This is a genomic window from Streptomyces sp. NPDC001889 (assembly GCF_053594535.1).
Window position 1 is genome coordinate 145,342 of record NZ_JBSFER010000025.1, and the last position, 12,686, is coordinate 158,027.

A 12,686-nucleotide genomic window follows, 5' to 3' on the forward strand; every position below is an offset into this window, starting at 1 on the left:
CCGGCGCGGGCACGGCAGGCGGGCCCCACCGCAACGGCCATCGTAAGCGAGGACCCCGCTGGGTCGGGAGGTGCGCGGTCCGGCAGGCCCGCTGTCACCCGCTCTGAGAACGCGCGGGAGCCGTGGAAGGTGCCGCGGACGGAGAGGAAAAGTGCTCGCACCGCTCCCCCGGTGACCGGAGAATCCGGTCATGGAGCCGATCACCCTCACCACCGAGCGCCTGCTGCTGCGCACCTTCACCGACAGTGACACGGAAGCGGTCCATCAGGCGTGTCAGGACCCCGACATCCAGCGCTGGACGACGGTCCCCTCGCCGTACGGACTCCGGCACGCGGAGGAGTTCACCCGGAAGCTGGTCCCGGAGGGCTGGGAGGCCGGGACCATGTGCACCTTCGCCGTGCTGCCCCGGGCGGGCGGCCCGCTGATGGGCTCGGTCGGAGTGACCCTGCGCACGTACTCGGGCACCTGGGAGATCGGATTCTGGACGGCGAAGGAGCACCGGGGGCGCGGCGTCATGACGGAGAGTGTGCGCGCGGTGGCGCATCTGCTCTTCACCCGGCTCGGCGCCACCCGGCTGGAGTGGCGGGCCGAGGTCGGCAACACGGCTTCGCGCGCGGTCGCCGAGAGGGCGGGCTTCACCGTCGAGGGCGAGCTGCGGGCCGGCCTGCTGAACAAGGACACGCTCCGTGACATCTGGGTGGGCTCGCTCCTCCCCTCGGATCTGGGCCTGACCAGCCGTTACGCCTATCTCCCCGCCCACCCGCGGCCCGGCACCCAGAGCCGCCCGGGCCCGCGGGCCGGGGCGGAGGGTGAGTGAGGAGGACCCGGGGGGCGGGCACGGGCTGTCGGTGCCGCCGTCTATCGTGCGGACCATGACGACGCTGCCTCCTCCCGTTGCCGAACTCTCCGCCGACGAGGCCCGCCGGATAGCGCTGCGCTCCCAGGGGCTCCTGGGCACGCCCGACCGGCGGGCCGGGGTCCGCGGAGTGCTGCGGCACCTGGGCGCCGTCCAGCTGGACACGATCTCCGTCCTGGCCCGCTCCCACGAGCTGATCCCCTACGCCCGGCTGGGCGCCGTCGGCCGCCGGACCGTCGAGGACGCGTACTGGACCGAGGGCCACAGCTTCGAGTACTGGTCCCACGCGGCCTGCGTCCTGCCCGTCGAGGAGTGGCCGCACTTCGCGTTCCGCCGGCGCGCCTACCGCGCCCGCCCGCAGTGGCACCACGACCTCCCGGACGGCGTGTACGACACGGTGATCCGGCAGCTCCGCACGGAGGGCCCGCTCACCGCGACGGAGCTGGGCGGCGCGAAGAACGGCGGCGAGTGGTGGGACTGGTCGGCCTCCAAGGTCGCCGTCGAGCGGGCGCTGATGTACGGCGAGGTGGTGTGCACGGAGCGGCGCGGCTGGAAGAGGGTGTACGACCTGGCGGAGCGGGCGATCCCCGCCGGTCTGCTCGGCGACGAACCGGACGACGCCGAGTGCCTGCGCCGGCTGGTCCGGCTGGCCGGGCAGGCCCTGGGGGTGGGCACCCGGTCGGACATCGCCGACTACCACCGGCTCAGGGGCGAGGAGTTCGACGCGGTGGTCGCCGACTCCGGTCTGGTGCCGGTGAGGGTCGAGGGCTGGTCCAAGCCCGCCTGGGCGGACCCGTGGGCGCTGTCGACCATGCCGCGCGGGCGTCACCGCACGACGCTGCTCTCCCCCTTCGACTCGCTGATCTGGGAGCGGGCCAGGACCGAGCGGATCTTCGGGTTCACCCACCGGCTGGAGGCCTATGTCCCCAAGCCGAAGCGGGTGTACGGATACTTCGCGATGCCCCTGCTCTCGGGCGGCCGGCTGCTGGGCCGGGTCGATCCGGCGCGCGAGGGCACGACGCTGGTGGCCCGCCATGTGTCGCTGGACACGCCGAAGGCCGTGGAGCCCATGGCGCAGGCGCTGCGGGAGGCGGCCGGGTGGGTGGGCTGCGACACGGTCCGGGTGGAGCGCGTGGACCAGCCCGAGCTGGCCGCCGGTCTGGTCTCGGCTCTGGGCTGAGCGCCGCCGGCCCCGCTCGGGCGGCGCCCGGGCGGGCGGAGGGACCGGGCGAGGGGGACGGACGGGGCGGAGGGACGGACGGGGCCGCGGGCGGACCAGCGGCGGCCGGGCCGGGCCTCGCCGCCCGGGCCGGAAGCACGGCCGGGTCAGCGGATTTCCAGGATCTTCTCCCGCATCGCGTAGACCACGGCCTCCATTCTGGAGTGGAGCTGGAGCTTCTCCAGGATGTTGCGGACGTGGTTCTTCACCGTGTTCTCGGAGATGAACAGCTCCTTGGCGATATCCCGGTTGTTCATTCCCGTGGCGACCAGTTTCAGCACCTCCAGCTCCCGGTCGGTGAGCCGGGGCGCGGGCACGAGACGGCGCTCGTCGGTGCGCTGGATCATCGATTTGAATTCGGTGAGCAGCTTGGACGCCATGGAAGGGCTGATCTGCGACTGGCCGTCGGCGACCGCCCGGATCGCCGTGGCGACCTCGTCGGTGGAGATCTCCTTGAGGAGGTACCCGGTGGCACCCGCCTTGATCGCGTCGTAGAGATCGGCCTCCTCGTCGCTGATCGTCAGCATGATGATCTTCGCACTGGGGGCCACCTCCTTGATCGACGTGCATGCCTCGATACCGCCGCGCCGGGGCATGCGCACATCCATCAGCACGATGTCCGGGAGGAGGTCCGCGGCCTTGTCGACCGCCTCCGCCCCGTCCCCCGCCTCGCCGACGACCTGGATGTCCTCCTCCTGGGCGAGAACGATCTCCAGTCCCCGCCGGAAGAGGGCGTGGTCGTCCACGACCAGCACCCGGATGGGCTCGGCGCGGCTGCCACCCGTGGTGGCCGCGCCGACGCCGGCGACCGGGCCCCCGGCGTCGGCCGTGTCGTCGTGCACCGGCCCGAAGCTGTGCGCCATCGTTCCTCCCCCTGAAGGCAGTGGCCTGAAGGACATGTCAGGTTCGCCAACACCTGCGCACGGGGCACGGGTTGGCCTGAGAGTCCATGCTTTCATGCCTGGACGGCGCAGCGGTGATCCCGCGGGTCGCACGGTGGTGCCCCCGAGGGCGCACAGGGCGCTCCGGGGGCACCACCGGTCCTGCTTCCCCGGGTGCCGGGGCGGCGGGGTCAGCCGCCCAGGGCACCTCCGGCGCCGCCTGCCTCCGACCCGGCCAGCGGGTCGGTCTCCAGGTGGATGACGCCGTAGTCGTAGGCGTGTCGCCGGTAGACGACACTGGGCTGCTTCGTCTCGGAGTCGACGAAGAGATAGAAGTCGTGCCCGACCAGCTCCATTTCGTAGAGCGCCTGGTCGAGCGTCATCGCGGCGGCCGTGTGGACCTTCTCGCGGACCACCAGTGGTCCCTCGCCCTGGACTTCGAGCGGGCCGATCCTGGTGGTGGGAATGGTTTCGGGCTTGTCCTCCGAAGCGGGCTTGCCCTGGGCGTCCAACTCGGCGATACCGGGGACCACATCGGGCACCTCGGCGGCCGACAGCCGTCCGTTGCCGCGGCGTGTGAAGCGCTTGTCGTGCTGCTTGCGCAGCCTCGCCTCCAGCTTTCCGGTGGCGAGGTCGAGCGCTGCGTACGGGTCGCCGGCCGCGGCCTCGGCCCGGATCACCGGACCCCGGGAGTGGAGTGTGATCTCCACCCGGTCGGAACGGTCGGCCTGCCGCGGGTTGAGCTCCTTGGACACTTCAACGTCCAGGCTGATCACCTTGGCGTCAAGCTTCTGGATCTTGTCCAGCTTCAGCTTCTCGGCCACGTGCTTGCGGAACCGCTCGGGCACCTCGGTCTTGCGGCCCTTGACGACGATGTCCACGCAGAACTCCGTTCCCGGATTGCTCCGCCCGCCGGTGGCTGCGGAGCGTCTCCCTCTTGCACCAGACCCCGGTGAATGTTCCGGAGTCTCGGACTAGGCGACTTTCACCTCCTCCTCCCCAGTCGACAAGATCCCCACCCCACCAGCTCTCGGGGTTTTCCGTTGCCCCGAATCCCTGGCCGGAAGCACAGCAGTGCATTCGCTGAGGTACGGCATCCCTTTCGCGGACCCTCACAACCGAACATAGCTCGATTGGACTGATGTCGGCACCCGCTACCAGCAACAACCTCCGTTCAGAGCATTTTCGGCTCTTACTACCTGCAACGTTGCGCCTGCCCCGTCAGTTCCGGTTTATTTCTGCGATCTGGGGTGCCGTGGCGACGACGGCGGCAGTCGCCGGGGTGCGCCCGGGGAGGGACACGTCCCGCAGCGCCCGTGCCGCCTCGGCCAGCGAGGCGCCCGTCGTCATCAGATCGTCCACCAGCACCGCCCTGCCGCCCTCCAGCAGCCGCCCGGCACCGGCGACGGCCTCCAGGGCCCCGGAGAGGTTCTCCACCCTCTCGCGGGCGGTCAGGCCCGACTGGTCGGCGATCTCCCGCCGCTGCCGCAGCACGGGGAGCGCCGAGGCCCGTGTCCCGGTGCGCCGCAGCTCCCGGGCCGCCGCGAGCGCGACCCGCCGCCCCGCGTCGTGCCCCCGGGCCCGCACCGCCCGCCGGGACGAGGGCACGGGCACCAGCAGCAGGGGCGCCTCCCCCGCCCATGGCGCCCCCGTGGCGCGGACCCCGGCGGAGCGCCGCGCCCCCGAGACGGCACACGGCGCCGCGGCGGCCCGCACCGCGCCCGCGAGCGCTCTCCCCAGGGGCCGGGCGAGACCCAGCGCCCCCCGCTCCTTGTGGGCGATGAGCACCGCCCGTACCGCGTCCCCGTAAAGAGCCGTCGCGTACACCTCCGGGAGGCCCGGGGGCTCGGGGTCGGGCCTCGCACGGCGCGCGGCGGAGCCGTACAGCTCCCGCGCGCACTCGTCGCACAGCGGTGTGCGCGGGGCACCGCACCCACCACACGCGGCCGGCAGCACCAGGCCGGAGATCTCCTGCCACCACCCCCGCATGACCACCACTGTGCCAAGGCTCCCGGACCCCCGCCACCCCTGTGGAAAACTCCCGGAACGGCGGAATCCGGGACGGCGGCGGACCAGGCGCGCCGGGGCGGATCAGCCCGGGTAGACGGGTGCCGAACCCTTGGTGACGACCGTCTGCCAGTTGGCTCCCGCCGGGAGCCGCACAATGCCGTCGCCCCCGGAGTGGGCCACCAGCGGACGGCTCCCGTCGTCGGAGGCGGCGACCGCCCTCACGCTGTTGAGGCCGGGCACCACGGACGCGGGCGAACTGGAGCCGTCGGTCTGGATGTACCGCACCTGCTGCACGCCGCCGGACTCCTTGCCGACCACCACGAGACGGCTGGGACCCGCCCAGGACACCGCCGTCACCGTCTCCATCTGAGGCGCCGCGTTCCGCAGCTCGGCGACGGACACGACCTGGTCGTCCTTCGGCCCCTCGCGCTCCACCCGGCCGATCTTCAGCGTGGTCCTCCCGTCCTTCGTCAGAAGGAGCGCGATCCGGGTGGCGTCGGCCGACAGCCGCAGCGACTCGACCCGGGCACCGTCGAGGCCCTGGACGATCCCGACCTCCTCGGGCTCGCCCCCGCCGTCCTCGAAGCGCAGCAGGGCCGGGCGCGCGGGGTCCCGGTCGGCGATCCACAGATCGCCGCGCCCGTCCCAGCTGGGCGCCGAGAGCCGCTGGTGCGGCAGGGCACCCTTGCTCTGCGCCACCAGGGCCGCCCCGGCGCCGTCGGAGGTGATCGACGCGACGTGCAGCTGCTTGTGGTCCTTGGAGACGGCGGCGGCGGTGCTCTCGTCGCGGGCGACCGCCACCTGGCTCATCCGGTGCGCCCCGCTGCCCAGCGGCCCCACCACGGGCACCGGCTTGTCCTCGGCGTCGTCCGGCAGCACGGCCAGCTGGTCCCGCTCGTCCACGAAGTACTGGTTGCGGGCCCGGGCCGAGGACTGGTCGGGGGCGTACCCCTCCTCCTGGCCACTGGGCAGGACGCAGAGCGATGTGCCGTTGGCGCGCTGGAGCTCCACCTGGTCGACCCGGGTGGAGGACAGGTCCTTGAGCGTGAAGAGGATCTGGGTGGCCAGCCGGTTGCACTGGGTACGGCCCATGCCCGCCGCCTTCTCGTTCAGCGGCACCTTGAGCGTGTTCCGGTCGTCGAACGTGAGGGACTTGACGCCCTTCTTCAGCGCCGTACCGGCCGGGACGGACGATTCCACCACCGGCCCCAGCCAGTTCGTCGGCCCGTCCAGCAGCGCCTTGACCGACTGGGTGACGGGGTCCATCCGGGTGACGGGGTCCATCCGCTGTCTGATGAAGATGGGATCGGCGACCACGGTGGGCCGCCCGGCGGCGAAGTAGAACTTGTTGACCGGCCGGTAGTTCCGCTGGAAGTCGGAGGCGCCCAGCACCAGCCCCGGCGGCAGGCTGTCGATCCGCCACTGCTTGCCGTCGGGCCCGCTGTGCCGGCTCAGATGGATCGTCTTGTGGTAGTCGGCGGGCGTGATCGCCTGATAGGCGTGCTGCGCGTCCACCGTGGCGATCTGCCGGCCGTGCAGCGGATAGTCCACACCCGGGTTGTCCCGGCCGCCGGGCCGGGGCTCCCCCTGATCGGGGGCGGCGGCCAGCACCGTCGTCCCGGCCTCCGGACGCCACTTCTTCGACATCTCGGGGGTCAGATAGGCGCGGGCGGTGGCGAAGTTGGCGTCGTCGCTGGTGATCGCCTCCAGGAAGCCGGTGACGACCTCGCTGGGCAGCGCCCCCTTGCGCGGCGGCACCGCCTCCACCCGCACCTGGGAATCGGCGCGGGGGGACGCCTTGACGGCACGGATGTCACCGCTGCTGGGCATCGAGGCGCACCCGGCCAGCAGCACTCCGCTGCCGCCGAGCAGCGCGCCGAGGCGCAGCGCCCCCCGGCGGCCCTTGCGGCGATGGTCAGCGCCCACGATTCGGGTCCTCCCGGTCCGGCGAAGTGTGTGTCACGGAGCCGTCGTGCCGCTCCGCCGGGCGGGCCACCACCCGGGCGCCGCTGCCGGGCAGCGCGGTGGGATCGACCCCCGGAGGAGGTGCGGCCACCGGCAGCGCCGAACGGGCCGCCACCGACTGAACGGGTACGGTCGCCAGCAAGTGCCCGGAGGCCTGCTGCCCGGCCGGGGGATCGGCCGCCCGCTCCCGGTTCTGCCGGGAGTCCTCCGGCTCCAGGGGTATCGGCGAGCCCCGCAGCGGCTCGTCCGCGGTGCGCGGCAGCGTCAGCCGGAACTGGGAACCCCCGCCGGGCTCACCCCACGCCTGGAGCCAGCCGCCGTGCAGCCGGGCGTCCTCGACCGCGATGGAGAGGCCGAGACCGGTGCCCCCGGTGGTCCGCGCCCGGGCCGGGTCGGCCCGCCAGAAACGGTTGAACACACGGGTCGCCTCACCCGGCTTCAGGCCCACGCCGTAGTCCCGCACGGCGACCGCGACGGCCCCGCCGGCGACCGCCATGCGCACCACCACGTCCCTGCCCTCGCCGTGCTCGACGGCGTTGACCACCAGGTTCCGCAGCACGCGCTCGACCCGGCGGGCGTCGGCCTCCGCCACCACGGGCTGCTCGTCGCCGATCACCCGCACCCGGCTGCCCTTGCGCTCGGCGAGCGGTTCGGCACCGCCGATCACCCTGCGCACAACCTCCCGCAGATCTATCGGCTCGGCCTCCAGCGCCGCCGCACCCGCGTCGAAGCGGCTGATCTCCAGCAGATCGGAGAGCAGCGATTCGAAGCGGTCGAGCTGGTCCCCGAGCAGCTCGGCCGAGCGCGCCGTCACCGGGTCGAAGTCGACACGTGCCTCATGGATGACATCGGCCGCCATCCGGACCGTCGTCAGCGGGGTCCGCAGCTCGTGCGAGACATCCGAGACGAAGCGGCGCTGCATCCGCGACAGCTCCTCCAGCTGCTGGATCTTCAGCTGAAGGTTCTGCGCCATCTTGTTGAAGGCCTCGCCGAGGCGGGCGATGTCGTCCTCGCCGGTGACCTTCATCCGCTCCTGGAGGCGGCCGGCGGAGAGCCGCTCGGCGATCCCGGCGGCCATCCGCACGGGTGTCACGGTCTGCCGCACCACCAGCCAGGCGATGGCCCCCAGCAGCACCGTCACGAACAGCCCGGCCGTGGCGAGCGTCCCCCTGACGAGACCGAGGGACTGCTCCTCCTGCGCCAGCGGGAAGAGGTAGTACAGCTCATAGGGGTTGCCGTCGATGTCGTTGAGCCGGGTGCCGACGACCAGCCCGGGCTCCGGCTCGTGCTCGCCGTTCTTGTACACGATCTGGGTGTACGTCTCGAAGGTGCCGGTCCCCTGCCCCACGGTCGCCCGCAGATCCTCCGGTATGGACGCCACATTGACGCTTCCCGAGGTCCGCGGCCCGCGGTTGGGTCCCCCGCCCTCGGAGTCGGCGCTCAGCGCCACCACGTTGAAGGCGCCCTGGCCGCCGCTGGCGAGCTGCTCCACCAGATCCGACCGCCAGGAGCTGTTCGCGGCCCGGCCGTCGTCGGTGCCGCCGCGCCCACCGGGATCGGCCGGCTCGTTGGCGCGCTCCCGCGCGACGGCGAAACCACCGGCCGCCTGGCTCTGGGCCGCCTGCGACTTGGCGTCGAGGAGTCCGTTGCGCACCTGGCCGATGACGACGAAACCGAGGAGCACCACCACACCCAGTGACATCAGCAGTGTGGTGACCACGACCTTGAGCTGGATGTTCCGCCGCCACAGCCGCACAGCGGGCAGCAGCGGACGGCGCAGCCAGCGCATCACGAGCCGGACCAGCGGACGCCCGGACTCCCCGTCGCGGCCCGGCCGCCCGCCCCGCGGCGGACGGCCGGCTCCCGACGGCCCATGACCCGGTCCGGCAGCCCGCCCCGTACGGACTCCCGGATTCCCGGGCTTCGGAGCAGTGCTGCCCTGGGACATGTCAGCTCGGCCCGGCCTTGTAACCGACACCACGGACGGTCACCACGATCTCCGGCCGCTCCGGGTCCTTCTCGACCTTGGACCGCAGCCGCTGGACATGAACATTCACCAGCCGGGTGTCAGCGGCGTGGCGATACCCCCACACCTGCTCCAGCAGCACCTCACGGGTGAACACCTGCCACGGCTTGCGTGCGAGGGCCACCAGCAGATCGAACTCAAGCGGGGTCAGCGCGATGGACTGCCCCTCCCGCTTCACCGAGTGACCGGCCACGTCAATGACCAGATCCCCGATGGCCAGCTGCTCCGGCGCCGGCTCCTCCGACCTCCTCAATCGCGCCCGGATACGGGCGACCAGTTCCTTCGGCTTGAACGGTTTGACAATGTAGTCGTCGGCCCCTGACTCCAGGCCCACGACCACGTCCACGGTGTCGCTTTTCGCAGTGAGCATCACGATCGGCACACCGGACTCGGCCCGGATCAGCCGGCAGACCTCGATGCCGTCCCGTCCGGGCAGCATCAGGTCCAGCAGCACAAGATCCGGCTTGGCCTCACGGAAAGCGGCAAGTGCCTTGTCACCGTCCGCTACGAACGACGGCTCGAAACCTTCACCACGCAGCACAATCCCGAGCATCTCGGCCAGTGCGGTGTCGTCGTCGACGACAAGGACTCGTCCCTTCATAATCGACATCATCCCATTAGCTAATCGTGACCTGGCGTGACCTGGCACACAGCGCCGCTATTCCGTCCCCGGTGACCGGCGACAACGTGCCCGTCTCGGTCACGATCGCCGTGATCAGTTCCGGTGGTGTGACATCGAAGGCGGGGTTGTACGCCTGGGTGCCCAGCGGCGCCAGCGGCAGCCCTCCCCCGGCCGCCGGCCGCTGGGGCGCGGGCAGCTCCGTCACCTCGTGGGCCGGCCGCTGCTCGACCTGGATCGACGCGCCGTCGGGGGTGTCCCCGTCGATCGTCGTCGTGGGCGCGACCACGATGAACGGCACATGGTGGTACTTCGCCAGCACCGCCAGCGGATAGCTCCCCACCTTGTTCGCGACGGAACCGTCGGCCGCGATCCGGTCCGCGCCGATGAGCACCGCGTCGACCTTCCCCGCCGCGAACAGCGAGCCCGCCGCGTTGTCGGTGAGCAGGGTGTACGGGAGACCGTTGCGCGCCGCCTCGAAAGCCGTCAGCCGCGCGCCCTGGAGCAGCGGACGGGTCTCGTCCACCCAGAGCCTCCGCAGCCGCCCGGCGCGGTGGGCGCTCAGCGCCACCGCGAACGCCGTGCCCTCCCCGCCCGACACCAGCGCCCCGGTGTTGCAGTGGGTGAGGATGCGGTGACCGCCGCCGGGCAGCAGCTCGTCGAGGAGCGCGAGCCCGTGGCCGGCCATCCGGGAGCTGGCCACCGCGTCCTGCCGGTGCAGCTCCACCGCCGCCGCGAGCGCCGCCCGGGCGGCCCGCTCGGGCCCCTGCCCCGCCGCGGCCCGGTACGCCTCCGCCGCCAGCCGCACCCCGTACCCCAGGTTCACCGCGGTGGGCCGCGAACCCGCCAGCTGTACCGCGGCCTCCTCCACGTCATAGCCCCGTGCCGCCGCGAGAGCCACCCCGTAGGCGCCCGCGATGCCCAGCAGCGGCGCGCCGCGCACGGCGAGCGTCCGGATCGCCCGCACCAGCGCGGGAACGTCCGTGCAGACCAGTTCGGTCTCCTCGGCGGGGAGCCTGGTCTGGTCGAGAAGCACCAGGACCGGCCCGTCGGGAGGCTCCTCCCAGCGCAGCACCGGCATCGTGGGCGGCTCGTCGCGGGCCGTGTTGTGCGCGTACTGATCAGCCATTGGCCCAGTCTGCCTGGTGAGCCACCGACATTGAAGGCACGAAGGAGATACCGGCCCCACCCGCCGACCGGCCCCGCGTGGCACGATGGCTGCCAGCCTGCCGAACTGACACACGGACGGCCCCTGTGCACATGTCGGTTCTCCGAACCGACCTCACAACCGATTCATGAGGTGGACGACTGTGAACGACACTCCGGGCTGGGCCTCGCCCGGGTCCGCTCACTCCGACGGCCGGAACGCGGACGTGCCCCGTCCCGCCGAGCCCTCCGACGGGACCGGCACCGCCTCGAAGTGGTCCAGCAACCAGCCGCCCCCGAGCCAGTGGTCCGCGCCCTCCGGCCCGGGCCAGTACGGACCACCGCAGCCACCGCCGCCGCCGCACGGCTGGGGCGGCGGCCCGCCGCAGGGCAACTGGGGTCAGCCGCCCGCCGCCAGACCCGGTGTCATCCCGCTGCGCCCGCTCGGCGTCGGGGAGATACTCGACGGCGCCGTGTCCACCCTGCGCGCCCACTGGCGCACCGTGCTCGGCATCACGGTCACCGTCTCGGTGATCGCCCAGATCGCCAGCGTGCTGGCCGAACGCCATCTGCTGCCCGACCCGGTGGCGGTCGACGCCGACCCCGGCTCCGCGGAGTACATGCGGCAGACCGTGGACGCGACGCAGGCCGGCCTCGTCGAGCTGATCCCGACGATGCTCATCACCCTGATCGCCACGCTCTTCATCACGGCGCTGCTCACCGTCGTGGTCAGCCGCTCCGTGCTGGGACAGCCGGTGACCCTCGCCGGGGCATGGCGCGAGGCCCGCCCCCGGCTGCTCCAGCTCTTCAGCCTCACCCTGCTGCTCCCGCTGATGGTCGTGGCGATCGGAGGAGCGGCCATGCTGCCCGGCCTGGTCCTGGGCGGCACGGCCGGGGAGACACTGCTCGCCCTGGGGACACTGGCGGCCATTCCGCTCGTCCTCTGGCTCATGATCCGGTTCTCGCTGGCCTCGCCCGCTCTGATGCTGGAGCGCCAGGGGATCATCGCGTCCCTGCGCCGCTCGGCCAAGCTCGTCCAGGGCACCTGGTGGCGGGTTTTCGGCATCTTCCTGCTGACCCTGGTGATCACCCTGCTCGTCTCGATGATCATCGCGGTTCCGTTCACGGTGATCGGCTTCATCGTGGACGGCAGCGGCTTCGGCGATCTCCTCTCCGGCCGTACGCCCGACTTCGGCTGGCCCTTCCTGATCACCACATCCATCGGCTCGGTGATCGCCGCCTCCCTCACCTACCCGGTCTCCGCGGGTGTGAGCGTCCTCCTCTACATCGACCAGCGCATCCGCCGCGAGGCACTCGACCTCGAACTCGCCCGCGCTGCCGGCATCCCCGGCTACACCGGCGACCCCGGCAGCGGGCCCGGGAACTGACTCCGGGTTCACCACGGGGGTGCGACGGCCCGATCGCTGATCAGCACAGGCGATGACGCCCTGGTCGGCACGCCGCGCACCCCCGCAGCCCGCACCCGTGAGACAGCCCGGCACAAGCTGCCCCGGCCCCGGGCACCCGAGAGCGCCCCGAGCCTCCTCCAGAGCGCGTACAGCCGCTCCTGGCGGTGGGCCGGGAATCATCCCCGGCACACCCCCCCTCGTCACCACCCCGGTGGACTCACCGGACGGTTCGCCCTAGGCCCGCTCACCGCCCTGTGATGACGGCCCACCACCTCCCGGCCCACTCCACGCACAGAGCGACCTGCCACGTCGTACGGCTCACCACCCGCTCGTACGGTCCGCTGGGACCGGCCGCCATGGCCAACGCCCGCGCCCCGCTGGAGCCGGCACCCGAGACGGATCAGCACAGCTTCCGGAAAAAGGTCCTGAACGCAGAAATGCCTCAGCCCCCCGGACCATAAAGATCCAGGGGACTGAGGCTAAAAATTGTTCGGCGGCGTCCTACTCTCCCACAGGGTCCCCCCTGCAGTACCATCGGCGCTGAAAGGCTTAGCT

Annotated in this window: 10 protein-coding genes and 1 rRNA gene; 3 read left to right on the plus strand and 8 right to left on the minus strand. The window is 72.1% G+C overall.

Annotated elements, in window-relative coordinates; genetic code table 11:
- Positions 1-190 precede the first annotated feature (190 nt).
- Complete coding sequence (locus ACWCRA_RS27800) at positions 191-817, plus strand: GNAT family N-acetyltransferase (protein ID WP_351550927.1); 627 nt, start codon at positions 191-193, stop codon at positions 815-817.
- Positions 818-872: 55 nt separating this feature from the next.
- Entirely contained in the window at positions 873-2,036 is a 1,164-nt protein-coding gene (locus ACWCRA_RS27805) for a winged helix-turn-helix domain-containing protein (protein WP_351550930.1), read from the plus strand.
- Positions 2,037-2,182: 146 nt separating this feature from the next.
- Here ACWCRA_RS27805 and ACWCRA_RS27810 read toward each other — a convergent pair whose 3' ends face one another.
- The 7 genes from ACWCRA_RS27810 to mtnA form a co-directional block, all read right to left on the minus strand.
- Positions 2,183-2,938, minus strand: coding sequence for a response regulator transcription factor (locus tag ACWCRA_RS27810; RefSeq protein WP_351550933.1), 756 nt, complete (start codon positions 2,936-2,938; stop codon positions 2,183-2,185).
- Positions 2,939-3,147: 209 nt separating this feature from the next.
- A complete protein-coding gene (gene hpf, locus ACWCRA_RS27815; RefSeq protein WP_351550935.1) occupies positions 3,148-3,837 on the minus strand; it encodes a ribosome hibernation-promoting factor, HPF/YfiA family in 690 nt (229 codons plus the stop codon).
- Positions 3,838-4,177: 340 nt separating this feature from the next.
- Entirely contained in the window at positions 4,178-4,945 is a 768-nt protein-coding gene (locus tag ACWCRA_RS27820; RefSeq protein WP_451068885.1) for a ComF family protein, read from the minus strand.
- Positions 4,946-5,047: 102 nt separating this feature from the next.
- Positions 5,048-6,892, minus strand: coding sequence for an LpqB family beta-propeller domain-containing protein (locus tag ACWCRA_RS27825; protein WP_351550941.1), 1,845 nt, complete (start codon positions 6,890-6,892; stop codon positions 5,048-5,050).
- A complete protein-coding gene (gene mtrB, locus ACWCRA_RS27830) occupies positions 6,882-8,879 on the minus strand; it encodes an MtrAB system histidine kinase MtrB (protein ID WP_451068886.1) in 1,998 nt (665 codons plus the stop codon). Before mtrB ends, ACWCRA_RS27825 begins: the two co-directional genes overlap by 11 nt.
- Before the next feature lies 1 nt (position 8,880).
- Positions 8,881-9,570, minus strand: a complete 690-nt coding sequence (gene mtrA, locus ACWCRA_RS27835; RefSeq protein WP_187438793.1) for a two-component system response regulator MtrA — start codon at positions 9,568-9,570, stop codon at positions 8,881-8,883.
- Between the two features lie 4 nt (positions 9,571-9,574).
- The gene (mtnA, locus tag ACWCRA_RS27840) at positions 9,575-10,705 is read right to left on the minus strand and encodes an S-methyl-5-thioribose-1-phosphate isomerase (protein ID WP_451068887.1); all 1,131 of its coding nucleotides are present in this window, start codon (positions 10,703-10,705) and stop codon (positions 9,575-9,577) included.
- Between the two features lie 181 nt (positions 10,706-10,886).
- On the opposite strand from mtnA, the gene ACWCRA_RS27845 reads away from it, so the two are divergent.
- Complete coding sequence (locus ACWCRA_RS27845) at positions 10,887-12,110, plus strand: DUF7544 domain-containing protein (protein ID WP_451068888.1); 1,224 nt, start codon at positions 10,887-10,889, stop codon at positions 12,108-12,110.
- Between the two features lie 509 nt (positions 12,111-12,619).
- On the opposite strand, the gene rrf is transcribed toward ACWCRA_RS27845, so the two are convergent.
- Positions 12,620-12,686, minus strand: a 5S ribosomal RNA gene (gene rrf, locus ACWCRA_RS27850); the annotation flags it as partial.